The sequence below is a fragment of the Sporomusa malonica genome, from assembly GCF_900176355.1.
GTDB classification, from domain to species: domain Bacteria; phylum Bacillota; class Negativicutes; order Sporomusales; family Sporomusaceae; genus Sporomusa; species Sporomusa malonica.
The window spans coordinates 57,941-74,600 of record NZ_FWXI01000003.1; the positions used below are offsets into that span (position 1 = coordinate 57,941).

21 protein-coding genes are annotated in these 16,660 nt (G+C 47.8%); 1 reads left to right on the forward strand and 20 read right to left on the reverse strand.

The features are described from left to right. Window positions 1-73: 73 nt before the first annotated feature. From B9A22_RS03960 to B9A22_RS04005, 10 genes are all read right to left on the reverse strand, one after another. Entirely contained in the window at window positions 74-631 is a 558-nt protein-coding gene (locus B9A22_RS03960; RefSeq protein ID WP_084574422.1) for a C40 family peptidase, read from the reverse strand. A 25-nt stretch (window positions 632-656) separates the two neighbouring features. Continuing rightward, window positions 657-1,130, reverse strand: a complete 474-nt coding sequence (locus tag B9A22_RS03965; protein WP_084574423.1) for a hypothetical protein — start codon at window positions 1,128-1,130, stop codon at window positions 657-659. A gap of 114 nt (window positions 1,131-1,244) precedes the next feature. After that, window positions 1,245-4,430 (reverse strand): efflux RND transporter permease subunit, encoded by a 3,186-nt coding sequence (locus B9A22_RS03970; protein ID WP_084574424.1) that lies wholly within the window; start codon window positions 4,428-4,430, stop codon window positions 1,245-1,247. Window positions 4,431-4,441: 11 nt separating this feature from the next. Continuing rightward, window positions 4,442-5,740, reverse strand: a complete 1,299-nt coding sequence (locus B9A22_RS03975) for an efflux RND transporter periplasmic adaptor subunit (protein WP_084574653.1) — start codon at window positions 5,738-5,740, stop codon at window positions 4,442-4,444. Window positions 5,741-5,769: 29 nt separating this feature from the next. Beyond that, window positions 5,770-7,113, reverse strand: a complete 1,344-nt coding sequence (locus B9A22_RS03980) for a TolC family protein (protein ID WP_084574425.1) — start codon at window positions 7,111-7,113, stop codon at window positions 5,770-5,772. Window positions 7,114-7,350: 237 nt separating this feature from the next. Then, window positions 7,351-7,662, reverse strand: a complete 312-nt coding sequence (locus tag B9A22_RS03985; protein WP_084574426.1) for a DUF2680 domain-containing protein — start codon at window positions 7,660-7,662, stop codon at window positions 7,351-7,353. Window positions 7,663-8,117: 455 nt separating this feature from the next. After that, a complete protein-coding gene (locus B9A22_RS03990) occupies window positions 8,118-8,285 on the reverse strand; it encodes a YgaP-like transmembrane domain (protein WP_176215386.1) in 168 nt (55 codons plus the stop codon). 168 nt (window positions 8,286-8,453) lie between these two features. Then, a complete protein-coding gene (locus B9A22_RS03995) occupies window positions 8,454-8,657 on the reverse strand; it encodes a CopZ family metallochaperone (RefSeq protein WP_217805871.1) in 204 nt (67 codons plus the stop codon). 47 nt (window positions 8,658-8,704) lie between these two features. After that, complete coding sequence (locus B9A22_RS04000) at window positions 8,705-11,128, reverse strand: heavy metal translocating P-type ATPase (RefSeq protein WP_084574429.1); 2,424 nt, start codon at window positions 11,126-11,128, stop codon at window positions 8,705-8,707. A gap of 36 nt (window positions 11,129-11,164) precedes the next feature. Further along, window positions 11,165-11,434, reverse strand: coding sequence for a metal-sensitive transcriptional regulator (locus B9A22_RS04005; RefSeq protein WP_084574430.1), 270 nt, complete (start codon window positions 11,432-11,434; stop codon window positions 11,165-11,167). Window positions 11,435-11,598: 164 nt separating this feature from the next. On the opposite strand from B9A22_RS04005, the gene B9A22_RS04010 reads away from it, so the two are divergent. Then, entirely contained in the window at window positions 11,599-11,943 is a 345-nt protein-coding gene (locus B9A22_RS04010; RefSeq protein WP_084574431.1) for a four-helix bundle copper-binding protein, read from the forward strand. A gap of 46 nt (window positions 11,944-11,989) precedes the next feature. Here B9A22_RS04010 and B9A22_RS04015 read toward each other — a convergent pair whose 3' ends face one another. The 10 genes from B9A22_RS04015 to B9A22_RS04045 all read right to left on the reverse strand — a co-directional run bounded on the left by B9A22_RS04015 (window position 11,990) and on the right by B9A22_RS04045 (window position 16,539). Next, the gene (locus tag B9A22_RS04015; protein WP_245823781.1) at window positions 11,990-12,364 is read right to left on the reverse strand and encodes a NusG domain II-containing protein; all 375 of its coding nucleotides are present in this window, start codon (window positions 12,362-12,364) and stop codon (window positions 11,990-11,992) included. Between the two features lie 2 nt (window positions 12,365-12,366). Further along, window positions 12,367-13,119, reverse strand: coding sequence for a TPM domain-containing protein (locus tag B9A22_RS04020; RefSeq protein ID WP_084574433.1), 753 nt, complete (start codon window positions 13,117-13,119; stop codon window positions 12,367-12,369). 250 nt (window positions 13,120-13,369) lie between these two features. Further along, a complete protein-coding gene (locus B9A22_RS25250; protein ID WP_176215387.1) occupies window positions 13,370-13,516 on the reverse strand; it encodes a hypothetical protein in 147 nt (48 codons plus the stop codon). Between the two features lie 3 nt (window positions 13,517-13,519). Further along, entirely contained in the window at window positions 13,520-13,723 is a 204-nt protein-coding gene (locus B9A22_RS04025; RefSeq protein ID WP_084574434.1) for a YvrJ family protein, read from the reverse strand. A 14-nt stretch (window positions 13,724-13,737) separates the two neighbouring features. Beyond that, window positions 13,738-13,950: a DUF2922 domain-containing protein gene (locus tag B9A22_RS04030; protein WP_084574435.1), complete on the reverse strand. Its 213-nt coding sequence runs from the start codon at window positions 13,948-13,950 to the stop codon at window positions 13,738-13,740. Between the two features lie 44 nt (window positions 13,951-13,994). After that, on the reverse strand, window positions 13,995-14,219 hold the full coding sequence (locus tag B9A22_RS04035) for a DUF1659 domain-containing protein (RefSeq protein WP_084574436.1): 225 nt from the start codon (window positions 14,217-14,219) through the stop codon (window positions 13,995-13,997). Window positions 14,220-14,711: 492 nt separating this feature from the next. Continuing rightward, window positions 14,712-15,257, reverse strand: a complete 546-nt coding sequence (locus tag B9A22_RS04040; protein ID WP_084574437.1) for an N-acetylmuramoyl-L-alanine amidase family protein — start codon at window positions 15,255-15,257, stop codon at window positions 14,712-14,714. 239 nt (window positions 15,258-15,496) lie between these two features. Continuing rightward, complete coding sequence (locus B9A22_RS26225) at window positions 15,497-15,628, reverse strand: hypothetical protein (RefSeq protein ID WP_281252344.1); 132 nt, start codon at window positions 15,626-15,628, stop codon at window positions 15,497-15,499. Window positions 15,629-15,685: 57 nt separating this feature from the next. Further along, window positions 15,686-15,808 (reverse strand): hypothetical protein, encoded by a 123-nt coding sequence (locus tag B9A22_RS26230; protein ID WP_281252345.1) that lies wholly within the window; start codon window positions 15,806-15,808, stop codon window positions 15,686-15,688. A gap of 353 nt (window positions 15,809-16,161) precedes the next feature. Continuing rightward, window positions 16,162-16,539: a single-stranded DNA-binding protein gene (locus B9A22_RS04045; protein WP_176215388.1), complete on the reverse strand. Its 378-nt coding sequence runs from the start codon at window positions 16,537-16,539 to the stop codon at window positions 16,162-16,164. Window positions 16,540-16,660: the final 121 nt, after the last annotated feature.

Below are 16,660 nucleotides of genomic sequence, written 5' to 3' on the forward strand. Positions count from 1 at the left end.
CCTCCATAAGTATGATATTTTTGATTTTATCTCATTCTAGCTGGATTAGATCTCCAATAAATCTATTTGTTAATTATAACACGCGCTTTGCCCCATAATATCGTTTAACGAAATATGCATCGTTCATATCACTAATTGCCACTATGCCTTGGGAAAAGGAAGTGTGGATAAATTTATTACCGCCGATATAGATGCCTACATGGGACGCGCCTGGCTCATAGGTGGTGAAATAAACCAGATCTCCCAGCTGCAGCGCTGCCGGTGATACCGTCCGCCCAACCAGGAACTGCAAGTCGGCAGTACGGGGTAGATTGATGCCGGCCTGCCGGTATACATACTGCACCAACCCGGAGCAATCAAAGCCCTGGGCCGGGGAAGCCCCGCCCCATACCACCGGCTGACCAAGCATATTCCGAGCGACTGCCAAAATTTGCGTGGCCTGCCCATTGGACAAAGAGGGACTACGAACCGCCATTTGCTGTTCATCGGCAACCGGCATAACGGCCCCAGCTAGAACAGCGTCAAGTGACTGAAAAAACTGATTATACCCGGAAGCCGGAGCGGCCTCCGCCGCCGCTGCACCGCTTAGGAGCGCGCTGGTCAGTAAAGCGATCACTGCCCATCTGGTCATTGTCCGCTCCTCCTTTCCGAGTCAATTAGTGACTCATGCTCTGCAGATGCGTTGTAGTTTGCTTCATAAGGTCTTGCATGGCTTTTACTTTGCCCTCTACAGCACTTGGATCTGCTTTCCCAGAGTTTACACTATCCTTAATTTCGACTGCCGCTTTGCGTAGTTTATCTTTTAAACCAGCATCCATCATATGGGGCATGACCTTATCGGTGATACTCACCAGTTGTGCAGCACTCTTTTGTGCATCCATCGTTTGGCCGCCCTTTACTTGCTTGACTACGTCTTGCAAGGATTTATCCATATCTTTCATCATAGGCATCGGGTCTTCCTTGGGCATGTTCATGCTGCTCATGTCATGGCCTGAATGTTGGGCAGTTGGTTGTTGCGTAGCAGTTGGTTGTTGCGTAGCCGCCGGTTTGTCGTTAGAACCGCACCCTGCAACCAGAGACATCGTTACGGCAATGGCTAAAGCACCGAACAATACTTTACTTTTTTTCATAATTTAACAGCCTCCAGTAGGTTTTAATTATCTTATTTCAAAGTTTATGTTATTTGCTATGGGTGGGGGCATGAATCTCCCCACCCGCAGCTTCATTTGTTACGTTACCTGCACTTACTCGACAGTGTGCGATTTGCCTGATACTGGTGGATTCTTGCGCTCGCGCCACTGGTTCCAAACCAAATAGATGCAAGGCAACACGATCAGGGTCAAAATTGTGGAAGTAACCAGACCACCTACGACTACCGTGGCCATTGGCCGCTGTACCTCGGCACCGGTGCCGGTGGCAAAAATCAGCGGGAACAAGCCTAGGCTAGCAACCAGGGCAGTAATCATAACTGGGCGCAAGCGAGTGAAGGCACCTTCGAGAATGGCTTCTTCTAGTGATCGGTGGTCTCGCAAGTGCTTAATATAGGTCACCATGATGACCCCGTTCTGCACCGCAATCCCAAAGAGGGCGATGAAGCCGACAGCTGCCGCCACCGTCATGTAGGTGCCAGTAGCATACATGGCCACAATGCCACCCACTAAGGAGAACGGGATGTTCATCAAGATGAGGAAGGCGTCGCTTGCCGACTTGAAGGTCATATAGAGCAAGAAGAATGTGAGCACGATGACCGCCGGCACCACTAATGCCAGCCGGTCTTTCGCCCGTTGCTGGTTTTCATACTGACCGGTCCATTTCAGGGAATAGCCGGGAGGCAAGTCCACCTTTTCCTTGATGACCTTGTTCGCTTCATCAACAAAACTAACTACGTCCCGACCCCGGGTATTCATCTGCACGATCATTCGATAAACCCCGTTCTCACTGCTAATCATCGATGGTCCGTCTACGACCTGGAATTGTGCCACTTCGCCCAGCGGCACATAGGCACCGGTAGCTGGACCGGCTGCTGCGGTAGCTGCACCGCCACCCATGCCGCCCATCGCGCCACCGCTGCTTTTCGCCGCAGCGCCGCTACCGGTTATCGGAATGAGGATGTTTTGCATAGCGTCAATGGTTTCTCGGTTATCCCGGTTGTAACGAACTAGAACGTCAAAGCGTTTGCGGCCTTCGATAGTGGTCGTAGCGATTTTACCGCCTACCGCTAATTCAACGGCATCTTCGACATCGGCGATGTTAAGGCCATATCGGGCCGCTTTGTCCCGGTTGACCTGAATTTCGAGATAAGGAGCACCAAAGACCCGTTCGGCCAGCAAATCGCTGACGCCAGGCACTGTTCCTAGAGCCTTTTCGATATCAAAGGCTTTTTGCTGCAGCACCTGCAAATCTTCGCCATAGAGTTTGATGCCCAATTCAGTACGAACCCCGGTGGTCAGCATGGATAACCGGCCGGCAATCGGCTGGGTAAAGGCCAAGTTAAGTCCAGGGATGTTGGCAAGTTTGACCATCATCTCCTGTTCAATTGCCTCTTTGGTCATACCGGGGCGCCACTGGTCTTTCGGTTTTAAGGTGACAATGGTTTCAATCATGTTGATCGGTGCCGGGTCCATGGCCGAATTAGCCCGTCCCACTTTACCCACCGACATATCGATTTCCGGAATGTCTAGGATGACCTTATCCATGGTTTTGGCCGCTTCCACTGCTTCGGTTAACGACACACTGGGTAGCATGGTCGGCATTACCAGGAAGGTTCCTTCATCCAAAGCCGGCATAAAGGTGGTGCCGATGAGCGGCAACAGCGAAAATCCGGCAATCATCACAATCACTGCAACCACAATGGTAGTTTTATGGTACTTCATCACCGTTTTTAGGAGAGGCACATACAATTGATGCATTTTAGCGACAATCCAGGTATCCTTTTCCTGAATTTTACCCTTTAAGAGCAGCGTGCACAGCACTGGCACCAAGGTGAAAGCTAAGAGCAGCGAGCCGCTCATGGCAAAGGATTTGGCCCAGGCCATCGGAGTATACATCTTACCTTCGGTGCCAGTCATGGTAAAGACCGGCAAGAAGGTCACGATGATTATGGTGATGGAAAAGAAGATGGGCGCGGCTACTTCTTTCGCGGCTTCCAGTGTCACGTCGACTATGTTCCGCCGGCCACGGTCTTCGGCCAAATGTCGAAAGATGTTTTCCACCATGACAATGGCCGCGTCGGTCATAACACCAATGCCGATGGCAATCCCGCCAAGGGACATTAGGTTGGCCGACAGGTGAATCTGTTTCATGGCAATCAGCGCGATCAGGATTCCGATCGGAATGGCGCTGGTGACAATCAGACTGGACCTGACATTGCCTAAGAAGGCGACAACAATGAGTGATACTAAAATGAATTCTTCAATCAGTGCCCTTGTGAGGGTATTGACTGCCTTCTTTACCAAATCGGTTTGGTCGTAAAAGGGTACAATCCGCATACCCTCAGGCAAGGTCGGCTGAATCTCGGTCATCTTGGCTTTCACTTGGTCGATGACATTCAGTGTGTTTTCTCCCATACGCTGAATGACAATACCACCGGCTGCCTCATAACCAGATTTAGTCAACACTCCTCGGCGAAAATCCGGGCCGGCGGTTACGTTTGCGACATCTTTGATATAAATGGGTACATTGTTATTTTGCGAGATCACAATGTTCTTAATGTCGTCAGGAGACTGGATTAAACCAAGTCCGCGGATGATAAATTCCTGACCGTTTTGTTCGACAACTTTGGCGCCGATGTTGGCGTTATTGGCGCCTAGCGCCCCAAATACCTGGTTGAAAGTGATCCGGTAGCTTTGCAGAAGATGAGGATCAAGATTGATCTGATACTGCATCACATAGCCGCCAATGCTGGCAACTTCGGCAACTCCAGGCACTGCACTCAGTTGCGGCTTGATGGTAAAGTCCTCAACGGTACGCAAATCGGCCAGGTTGTGCCGGTCGCTTTCGACCGTGTACATGAAGACCTGGCCCATCGGTGTACTGACCGGCCCTAAGGCAGGCTGCACGCCGCGCGGCAGACGGGGTATGGCTTGCTGTACTTTTTCGTTGACCACTTGGCGGGCAAAGTAAGGATCAACCCCGTCTTCAAAGATTACAGTAATGAGTGACATCCCAAAAGAAGAAGACGAACGTACTTCTTTGACCTTTGGCAGCCCGCGCAAGGCCGTCTCCAACGGATAGGTAACCTGGTCCTGAATTTCCTGCGGACCGCGGCCCATCCAGTCGGCTGAGACGAGCACCTGATTTTCACTTAGGTCAGGAAAAGCGTCGATAGGGGTGTCGCGCACGACAAAGATTCCCCAGACAATGACTAGCGCAGTAAACACCAGTATAATGACGCGATTTTTCAAAGAAAATTCGATTAATCTATTTAACATGCCGCGCCCCCTTAATGACCGCTATGTTCGCCACCGGCAGCCTGAGCAGCAGGTGCAAGCGGTGTTTTTGCCGGAGCTGCAGCACCACTATTGGCGCTACCTGAAGCAGGTGCTGGCGTTGCAGCTCCCTTGGCGGCTCCCCCGCCACCATGACCAGCGTGGCTACCAAGGCTGCCTAACTTGGTCTGAGAATCAATGAGGAAGGTCGCGGCAGTAACTACCGTTTCACCGGGCTGCAGTCCTGACAGGATTTGGACATAGCCGTCGGCGTGTTGCCCTATAACCACCTCGCGTTTGACAAAGGTATCTTCGCTTTGGGCTATAAAGACGATTTTACGGCTGCCGGTATCAAGGAGACTGGATTCCGGTATAACTAGGCTGTCCCCTAGCGGGATTTGCACATTGGCATTAACGAACATATTGGGTTTTAGCTTTCCGCCAGGGTTGGCCAGTTCTACCCGTACCTTAACTGTCCGGGTGGCGTCATCGAGTACCGGGTTAATAAAGGTCACATTGCCAGTAAAGGTTTGCCCCGGATAGGCGCCACTGGTCACCACGACCGGCTGACCGGGAGTAATGCCAGCGATGTCTTTTTCATAAATATCGGTATACAGCCAAACAGTAGATAAGTCTGATAGGCTATACAGTTTGTCGCCAGGCATAATGAAGGCTCCTGGCAGCAGTTGTTTTTCCAGCACTGTTCCGCCAAACTGGGCATAAATGGTCATATGATCGTTTAGCTGCCGGGTATGTTCCAGATGCGCAATGTCATTGTCTGAAACATTTAACAACTGCAGTTTACGCCGGGCCGCGTCTCGGAGGCGGTTATTGATCTGGACGATATCTTTGCTGGCATTTTTGAGTTTCTGCACAGTCTCTAGTGATAATAAGTATTCTTCCTGCGCCGCAATATAGGTTGGGCTATATACAGATGCAATAGCCTGTCCAGGAGCAATAGTTTGCCCCTCAGCAGTTATATACAGCTCGTCCACCCGCCCTTCGACCCGGGAGGTAATATACGTCCGGCCGCTTTCATTCATAGCAATCTTGCCTGTAGTCTTGATTTCCTTGGCTAGCGACTTGACAATTGCTTGCGCTGTCTGCACCCCAGCTAACTGTCTGGCCTTGGCATCCAAAGTGACTGTATCGCCCATGGCCATAACCGGGGTATTGGTTTGGTGACCCGTATGGTCTACTGCCGCCGGTTTATTGTGCTGCGTGGTATAGTAGTAGCCGGTACCGCCAATTACCAGAATACCAGCGGTCACACCAATGATAAGTTTCTTTTTGGCCTGTAGTTTTTCGATCATGCTGTCCTCTCCTTTTTCCGGCTTACTCATTATGGCTGCGCTCCACTAGTGAATAAAGGCTTCCCTATCGCTTTCTCCAAATTAGCCGCCGCTTTTTCATAATCTGTTTTCGCTTTGTATAGGCCCAATTTGGCATTGCGGAGGGTATTAACACCTTCCAGGACAGTCATAAGGTCTACTTTGCCATGGGTGTAACCTACAACAGCAGCCTGGTAGGTCTGCTCGGCCTGGGGAATGATGGTATTTTTATATAGTTCAATCTGGCGCCAGGTAGCTTGGGCATCGGTAAGCGTCATTTGAACATCAAGTTCAGTCATATTCTTCATATTCTGAAGGGCAGCTTGCGAAGCTTCAAGGCTGGCCTTAGCTGCTTTTATTTCGGCTTTGTTTTTACCCTCCCAGATAGGGATCATGGCCATGATTTCAATCTTCCAGGTCGGTTTTCGTTCGCCCAGCATCAATGTTGTATTCATAGGGTCCATCGGATCCACTTGTGACTCGATCATGGGTTCCTTATTTTTTTTGTAACCCAAACTGACTTCAAAGTCAGGCAATTGTTGTTTTTTCGCTAAATCAACTCCGTTTTTGGCCATCTCGACTTGATACTGCATCCCAGTGACTGACGGCTTGCCTTCAGTCGCGGTTTTAATGAGAGCGGCCATATCAAAATTAGGCGGAGGAGCTGTAAATTCTTCTTTGACTTCAAAGGCAGTATTGGTGCTGCGCCCCATCAAGTTGTTAATCTTAGCTTTGGCCACAGCCTCCATCGAAGCCATATTTAAAAGGTCAATTGTCATTTGCGAAAACTCAGTCTGGGCTTTCAGCGTATCCTGAAGTGGCACCATACCTGTTGAGTAATTAACTTGAGCCAACTTTGCCAGCTGACCCATAAGCTGCTGGCTCTCCTTACCAATTACCAGCGCTTGTTTGGAATAAAGATAATCATAATAGGCCTGTTTTGTTTGTGCATAGATCTCAACCTGTTTTTCACCCCAGCCGGCTTTGGTCATGCTTGCTTCATTCTCTGCCATCTTACCCATAGCTTTAAGCTTAGATGGATTCATAATTTCCTGGCTGATGCTGAATTCTGTCATCATGCCTTTACCTGGGTTCAAGCTTGAGGTTGGGATATCGTCCTTCATAATGCCGATTTTAGGATTAGGTTGTGCTGTGACTATGGGAATGCGACTGGACTTCTCCTCCCATTTTTTCTCGGTTTCTACAACCGCTGGGTTGTTTGTGATAGCGGTGTTTACGATCTCCTGCAGGGTCATGGTCTGCTCCTCTGCAAGCACTGGCTGTAAATTAGTTGCGAGCATAATACCGAATACGATGAATGCTCTTAAAATGCCAGCTTTTGGGGTACTAGTCATTGTTCAACCTCCTTGGATTTTAGTTTAACTGCCTCAAACTCCAGAGCTTTATGTAGCATGCAATTAGTTGCTCTGCTGGACTATAATGCATGATTATACTTTACATTATGAATATGAAGAAGTTATGAAGAAACTATGAAATTTTATTGAATTTAAACAAAAAACTTAAAAATTATAGTAAAAAAGACTTAGAACAATAAACAACCCTCCCCTGGGAGGGCTGTTTGCTACTATCTTTTATTGCTGCGAGATATTAGCTGAGCTTTGCTGGCTGGAATGGCAACTAGCATTGTCACCCATCATGCTGCTGTTACCACCCATCATACTATTCATCATAGAACCCATGTTAGACATATGCTCATCCATAGCTTTTGCTTGCTCTGGCGTCAGTACACCGTCTTTCACATGCTGCTCCACCATTTTTTTGTGTATTTCGTTCATTTGCCCTTTATCCATCATACCGGGTGCAGTCGACTCCGCAAAAGCGAAGGTGGCTCCTAGCGTAATCACCAGTGAAGCGGCCAGACCTATAATTAAACCTTTTTTCATCTTGTATTCCTCCTTGTTTGGATTTGTCTTTATTATAGCAAGTCATTATGAAGAAGTTATGAATACTTCTTGAAGAACTTGTGCGATTTGAAAAAACTCCTAGGATAATGGGCGAACCTATTCAAAAACGAGAATGATAGTGAAAGTCATCGTAATACCACACCGTAACCATTAATCATATGCACACTATTTCTGCCTAATAAAAAACGGACAAAATCTATAAAAGACTTTGTCCACCCTGTTAGTTTTATCCGATGACTAAGTCGCTCTAAGACTCGCGCTTCTACAAGCGAGAGTTATACCCAAAGGGCACAGGCGAGCGTCTAAATCCCTGGAAGTTGGTCGACTAAACTTCAGATGGGGTTAAAAACCCACCTGAAGCTAAGTCTCTCTTTATCATCAAGTTTCTGTAGCCGTTATTAACGGGTTGACCAACCCATAAGATCATAGACAATTCAGTAGCCCCATACTGCTTCTACAAACTGAAATACTGCAAAAACCAGCGCAATAGTTGTCCACCAGCCTGTCAATGATTTGGAAATAACCAGCCATAGTAAAATTATACCAATTATACTTCGGATTATTCTATCCGTGTTACCTAAATTCTTTCTAAGATCAAGCACCAAGACCTACTCCCCCTTAGATAGCTCCAATACAAATAAGTCGTACTAGATATAAGCTATCTTTCCCAATCCAGACCGCATCATTCACCTTGTTTAGATGGATGGCCTAAACCAAAATACGCAGAAGCCTACTGTGCAGGCTTCTGCGTATTTTTTCTAATCCCGTAATTAAACCACGTCAAAACCAGCGTCTTCCACAGCCTTCACAAGCGCATCTCGATTAGCCGCGCCAGTTACAAGTGCTTCTTTTTTTGCCAGATCAACACTGGCACTTACCACTCCTGGAATAGCCTGGAGTGCTTTTTCAACAGCCATTTTGCAATGTCCGCAAGACATACCTTCAATTCTCAATATCGTTTCTTCTTGACTCACAACATCACCTCCCCTCGTAAATGACTTAGCCTCAGACTCCCCCTGCATTAAGCCTTATACGGATTGAACCGTTTCAGCCTAAGGGCATTGGTTACCACCGAAACCGAACTAAAGGCCATAGCTGCCCCTGCCAAGACAGGTGATAGGAATCCGGCTGCCGCAACTGGAATGCCAAGCGAATTATAGACAAGCGCCCAGAATAGATTCTGCTTAATATTGCGCATAGTTGCCTTACTTAAGCGAATGGCAGCCACAATACCAGTCAGGTCACCCCGCATTAGCGTAATATCGGCTGCCTCAATAGCAACATCGGTGCCGGTACCAATCGCAAAGCCCACATCGGCGGTCGCCAGCGCCGGAGCATCATTAATGCCGTCGCCAACCATAGCCACAACCTTCCCCTCTTTTTTAAGAGCCTCAACCTTTTCGGCTTTGTGTTCTGGCAATACTTCAGCCATAACGCTGGTTATGCCGACGGTTTGGGCGATAGCCTGAGCAGTCCGGGTATTATCACCGGTTATCATCCATACTTCAATACCCATTTTTTGCAGCTCAGCTACAGCTTGAGCCGAGTTCTCTTTCACCGTATCAGCCACTGCAAATAAACCGCTAAGCTTGTTTTCTAAGGCAAACAACATGACCGTCTTACCCTGAAGTTCCAACTCTTCAATTTGTGGAACAGTTGCTGCGAACTCAATATTGTTGTCTTTCATAAGTTTGCGAGTACCTACTAAAATTCTTTTTCCTTCAATAGTAACTTCAACCCCGTACCCCGGAATGGCAGTAAAAAGCTCAGGGTCTTCCAGGGATAACCCTTGCTTTTTACCATAGCTTACAATTGCCTGAGCCAAAGGATGTTCAGAATTTTTCTCTGCCCTGACAGCCAGGCGTAGGAGTTCAGCTTCAGCAAGTCCAGCAAGCGGCACAATATCAGTAACTTCAGGTTCACCCTTGGTAATTGTGCCTGTTTTATCAAGGACAATGGTCGTCAGTCTATGGGCATTCTCTAAGTGCTCAGCCCCTTTGATCAATATCCCGTTTTCCGCGCCTTTACCTGTCCCTACCATAATTGAGGTCGGCGTAGCTAAACCAAGTGCGCAAGGACATGCGATGACTAGTACGGCAGTGAAGTTAACTAACGCCCGCGAGAAATTGCCTGGATCCAGAATAAAAAACCATACCACAAAGGTTAACAGAGACAGTCCGACAACGACCGGTACAAAATAGGCTGATACTACGTCAGCAAAGCGCTGAATTGGCGCTTTAGATCCTTGGGCTTCTTCGACAATGCGTACTATCTGAGCTAAAGCAGTATCTTTGCCAACTTTCGTAGCCTTAAACTTGAAGGTGCCTAATTTGTTGATGGTTGCGCCAACTACCTGATCCCCCGTCTTTTTATCAACAGGCAAACTTTCACCAGTAAGCATCGACTCATCCAGTGTTGATGTCCCTTCAACAATAACGCCATCGACCGGAACTTTTTCGCCGGGACGTACTACTACAACATCGCCGACCAGGACCGATTCGACTGGAATGTCAATTTCCTTTCCGTCGCGAAACACTCTGGCCGTCTTGGCCTGTAGCCCCATAAGGGCCTTAATCGCCTCAGAGGTCCGCCCCTTGGCGGTGGCTTCAAGCAATTTACCTAATATAATCAGCGTAATTAAAATAGCCGATGTTTCAAAATATAAGTCGGGTGCGTGGCGAAGTACGTTAGCGATGCTATAGAAATAGGCAGCTGATGTTCCAAGCGCCACCAGAACATCCATATTCGCGCTCCCATTCTTAAGTACCATATATGCGCCCCGGTAAAACTGCCAACCGGCGATAAATTGAACAGGAGTCGCCAATACCAATTGGAGATATGGATTCATCAATAACTCGGTGGCCCTCCCCATCACCCCCAGCATATGCATCGCCATGGCCAGCAGCAGTGGCAGGGAAAACACGGTTGCTAACACTAAGCGAAAGCGTTGTCTACTTACTTCGGCTTCACGAGCTTTCTTTTCTTTGTCTACCGCAGCGGTATCTGCGAGATCATGCACACCATAACCAAGGTTTTCAATTTTACCCTTAATATCGCTTAAGCTAATTACACCCGGATAATACTCCACCGTAGCCTTCTCCACCGCCAGATTGACAACAGCGCTCACAACACCGGGCAGCTTATTCAAGCCTCTTTCCACGCGACCTGAGCAGGCCGCGCAGGTCATGCCGGTAATCTTTAAGTCTACCTTATCCTTGATAACCTGATAGCCCAAGTCTTCAATCTTATGTGCTATCTCACTCAGGCTAATCTGCGAGCGCTCATAGGTTATAGCTGCCTTCTCAGTGGCAAGATTAACGGCAGCCTTTTCTACTCCTTTGAGTTTGGCGAGCCCACGTTCCACCCTGCCTGAGCAGGCAGCACATGTCATGCCTCCTATTTTTAAAAAGATAGTCTCTACAGATGCTCTGTTTGAATCGGTCATATTTTTCACCCCTTTACTTCTCGTAGCATACCACTCTTACTTTGTGAACTTAGATAAGACGCCCATCAACTCATCGACAGCTTCTTCAGTACGGTTTTCTTTTATAGCGTTAACCACACAACTTTTCGTATGACTTTCAATCATTATAAGTGCGACCTGATTGAGTGCGGCCCTCGCTGCCATAATCTGCTGCAGAATATCTACGCAATAGCGACCTTCATCAACCATCTTTTCAATTCCGTTGATTTGTCCGCCAGTTCGCCTCAGTCTTTTTTTGATATCTGTTTTTTCCCTGTCATCGAGCATACAATCCCTCCTACTATACCCCTGTATAGTATTATTGTAAGACTAAATATAATATACTGTCAATGCTTTTAGTTTTGCCTAGACAAAAACAGACTAACCATTACCGAATAATTAACGTACCCGTTGAAATAATAAGAGAGTAAATTATACTAGGAGGGATACCTATGCCCACAGTATTAAATGCACCAAACAAGATGCAGACTTGTATTGATGCTTGCAACGGGTGTATGCAAGCTTGCGAGGAATGCTTGTCTTTGTGCCTACAAGAATCCGATGTCAAAGCAAGAACCCACTGTATCAATATGCTCCGTGACTGCGCAGACATATGCGCCATGTCTGCGCAATATATGGCCCGGGGTAGCCATCATGCGAAACAATTATGTTCTCTCTGCGCAACCATTTGCGATGCTTGCGCCAGTGACTGCGCTCAATTCAAAGATCCCCATTGTCAACAGTGTGCCGACGCTTGCAAGGCATGCGCGGCAGAGTGCCGGAAAATGGCGCAGTAACACAACATGCCCCCGTCACCTAAGCACATGCTTAGTAACGGGGGCATTAGCGAACTATTGTATCCGTATCAGTCGGTGCGGACGACACAACTTTAATTACAATGCGATAAGGCAAGCATACAATTTGCTGAGGTGCGTGTTGGATCCAGCCCATCTTAATGCAGTCCTGGTTGGGGCAATCGGCTTCTCGCACCCGAATTCTAGTGTCCTGCACCTCGACAATATCATAATGAGAGTCGCCGCCAATCCGGAATTCTTGCTTATACCCCTCTTTTAGTGGCACCATTTTATATAAGGTACCCTCCACCCATATTTCAGCCTTTTGCTCGCCACCCGCAGCCACTATAGACATGTTGAGTCCAATGCCGACTATAGCTATCAGGAGTACTAAAACAACTAATACCTTATCAGCCCTTGTCATTCCTACCATTTGCGGTCAGCACCTCCGCCACCGCCTGACCCGCCCCCGTAACCGCCTCCGCCGCCACCGCGGAAACGTAATAACGATAATAAGAGTAAAGTAATACTGCCGCCGAAGAATAACCAATCACCTGCAACAAGTGCGGCCAAGCCAACAAAAGCTATCAATTGCAGCCATCCGGGTAATCCATTCCACCAAGTAGCGACACCTAGGCTTGCATCGGTTGCTTTATTTTTTTCATTGGAGCGTCCATCTTTACCGTACTCCCCAGATATAGTGCCGACCAACGCCTTGTATCCTGTCCACACGCCGCGATTGTAGTCACCCTGTTGAAAATACGGAAGTACTGATTCATCCAAAATTCTACCTACTTTGGCATCATTAAGGACTCCCTCTAAACCATATCCAACCTCAATTCGAGACTGCTTGTCATTTACTGCAATCAGTAGAAGAACACCATTATTCTGGGTCTTATCTCCAATCCCCCACTTACGGAGAATCCCGAGGGAATAATCTTCAATCGGCACACCTTCTAACGAATTCACCGTGACAACAACCACTTGCGCCTTAGTGGTTTCCGCTATCTTTCTGCCTAGTTTGTTGATCTTAACCTTAGTTTCATCAGACAATACACCAGCATAATCCTGCACATACCTACTGCTTACTGGCGCAGGCGGTATTGTCGTCTGCGCTGAAGCTACTGCAGTCGCTGCCAAAGATATCACAAGTATGAGCCAAATCAGTAATTTCTTCATACTAGTCACCTACTCTTATCTAACTCTTTACACTAATTGTACTCTTTCAGTATGAAGAAGTTATGAATATTTGGTGAAGAACTTATATTTTTATTGATGACCAATCCATTTAAGATTCCCTACGTCTACCTCACCTGACTTTAAGTCTCTCTTATGAAATCCCACGGTATCATCAAATGCTTTCATTGAAAAAATCCCTGTCGTAAAAGAGAAGACGGCTAGTGCCAAAAACACTAACCGTCTTCCTATTTTAGGAGATTTCCTCAGTATCAAATTCAACCATAATGCAATCGCCCTCAGGTTTATCACCGTATACGATTCGCAAGCCGCCGGCCGTTACCTCGACTTCTTTTTCGCCTGTGGTGAGATTACACGTTACCGAAACCTTATCTGTCACAGTTTACCCCTTTCCATCGTTATCACAGGTATGACACGGTTTCCCTTCACGGCACTTGATGCACCGGCTGGCATGGGCTTCAAGTTGAATCTTTAGCTCTATGGCTTCATTAGTGAAAGCTTCCAGTGTAGTCTGAAGCTTAACCAGCAGCCAGGTTGCCACCGCGATGGGAAACCCCACCTGCCCGATTACCTGCCAGACATCCATAGCCCACCTACTTTTTACACTAGCGCTACGCTATCAGAGATGCGGACAATGGCCTCTACTCGGCTAACCAGTTCGCTGCCGCGATTGACCAAAATGTTTTTTGCAATAATGGTATCCATGGCGGTGTTGACCTGAGCCAAAGTTAAATCGTCCTTAGGATCCGGCAGGCTAAGAGTGACCTCTTTACCAACGGAATCGCGGAACGTCATGTCCAAATACTTTTTCATCGATTAGTACCTCCCTTCTTTTTATTCAAAAACCTTGGTTCCAGTTACTGGTTAATGAGATTGCAGCGCTCAGTTAAGGCAACGTCGGTAACAGTATGTTTCTGCAAATCGGCAAGCGCTTGGGCAACATCAAAAACATTCTGTTCAGTTGCGTTAGACTTCAGGTTACCGAAGGTACGGTTGGCATACACCGGATTACCGGTGCCACTAATACCTGTTTGCACTTTGACAGTAAAGCTGCCAAGCTGAGGTACTTTTACTACAGCCATGTGTAACTCCCTCCTTTCTTCAGAAAATGCACCAAGACCGCGGGAAATCCCGCGGTCTTGGGCGGGAATGGTGATCTATAGCAAGCGAAGCAGTTATATAACCACTTCGATTTGCCCGTGACCCTCACCATTCCCAGTGGTGTATAAGTTTATCAGGCGGCACACCTCCATGCCAGACTCTTAAGGTATTTAAATAGCTTATCATGATTGTATAACGTTAAAATCAAAAGGTCAATATTACCAAAAGCCCCCATCTTACGACAAATTGTACCTGTCATTCTACTTCACCCTGTATTGCCCCTAAAAGTAATTTATCGTCATCAAAATTTTTTTAATTTTTTTTGAAAATTTCTTAGGTACAATAATTTAGGCCCCGCTTAGCTCCTTGAAGCTAAATATTATCAAGCATGAGTAGCGAATTTAACGCAGACATTTGCCAAACCCTTCATATAAAATGTAATTAATATCTTCCCCATTCTGCAGAGTGGTCTGTTATGAAGTAACTTCACCCATATAGTCTTCTATTCCACTAGCAATGGCAAGCGCCGCCGCCAACTGACACACATATGTTTTCAAAATCCGCCGCTCAGTATCATTTGAAATAAACGCCACTTCCACCAGCACTGCTGGGCAATTGGTCTCCCTCAGCACCTGAAAGCATGCTGCTTTCACACCCCGGTCAACGGTGTCTAGCTCGGTTACTAGTCGTGCCTGAATACACTTTGCCAGCCGCCGACCTGAGACGCTAGCTGGATAGTAATACGTTTCCGTCCCGTGCGCGGCTTTATTTGCAACACTATTAGCATGGATACTGACAAACATATCTGCCTGATTGGCATTGGCTAATTCCGCTCGAAAACTTAAGTTATCAGTAGCAATATCACCGGTTCGCGTCAACCAAACCTCATGACCTGCCTCGTACAACTGCTCGACCAGCAACTTAGCAATCGCCAAAACCACATCACATTCCCGCACGCCACCGGCACACGCTCCTGGTTCTGCCGGCCCAGAATGTCCGGGGTCTACAACAATTTTCATGAAATCCCCTCCGCTGATTTTGTAGTTTATCCGCACTCAAGCCCGCTCCGCGTCCCTCCGGGCGGCGCTGCAGCCGCTCACGCGTCTTCCGCCTGCCGTCCTCGGGCCGCTCCGCTCAGTGCCATATCTGACGGATACCACTGCATGGCTGCTCGTCCGCTCCTTGCGCCGTTTCGCTCAGCTCCACTATCCTCATCCGCTCCCGCTCAGCCACCGCTAACGCTTGCAGTCGTATCCTGCTAGGGTGGCATCTCATAGCCTGGCAAGGTAGCAGGCCAGGGAACTCCTTTCACTCGCACCCAGACCTGCCGTTCAAAGCGGTACCGGCCGCCTACCACAAAAACAATAAGGTTGGCGGCCTGATTCGTCACCCATCCCTACCCCTTCCCATCAAGGGAAGGGAAGCGCAGCCATCCGATAATATTGCCTTATGTCACCAGGTTGTCGGGGCGAATCACCTTAGCGGCACAGCCGCACGGTCCTTCACTTATCCCGCCACCCTTCCGCACTGTACCGGCTATGCCCTCCACGAAAAACCATGTTCCGGTCATAACCGCCACGCTGCTGTGACATAAGGACATTATCCGACGTCTGCGCACCGCTCACGCGGTACCGTCGCCCTGGCTCCGGTATATATGTTCCCACCCCTAGCCCCTCCCGTAAATCAGGAGGGGAACAAGCACTGAGCTATAGGTATAGCCAGCCCTACTCTCTCCCGCCGCAAGTTTTAATCACAATATAAGCCATGGCCACAACTAATAACAATCTTCTACGCTTTGCCACTACCTGCATCCCATGTAGCGCCTCTCTTCATTAATGGTTTCGTTATACTTCTCCAGCGTCCGAAACATACTGTCAGGCTCGGTAAGAACCAAAGTTCTGGCATGCACCGAAAATCTCCCTCCTAACCGGACACCTCTTTCCCCAAAGAGTTCCAATCCTGTTGTATACGGTGTTCTCCATCGAAGCCTACCGATAACCTGTCTACAAACTCCACATCGCGGACCACTACTTCAGTGATTTTTTTCTTTTGTCCATCCGTACCGTCCAACCGCCGGACATGTAAACGCCCCTCCACAGCAACTTTGCTTCCTTTCACCAAATGACTGGCGATTGTCTCTGCCAGGGTATCCCAGGCCACACAATCAATAATATCCGTCTCTTCCCGGATTTTTGTCCGGTAATGGACAATCACCGCAAAAGAACAGACGGCCTTGCCGTTTGGCGTATACCGCATATCCGGGTTCTGGGCCACACGGCCAATGATAATGACTTTGTTCACACCAAACCCTCTCCTCAAAAGTTATCCACATATCCACAACCCCTATTACTATTATTGGTTTATGTTTATATTGTTTACGTTTATATAATGTAACCAGGTTGCCAACCAATATGGTTAACAA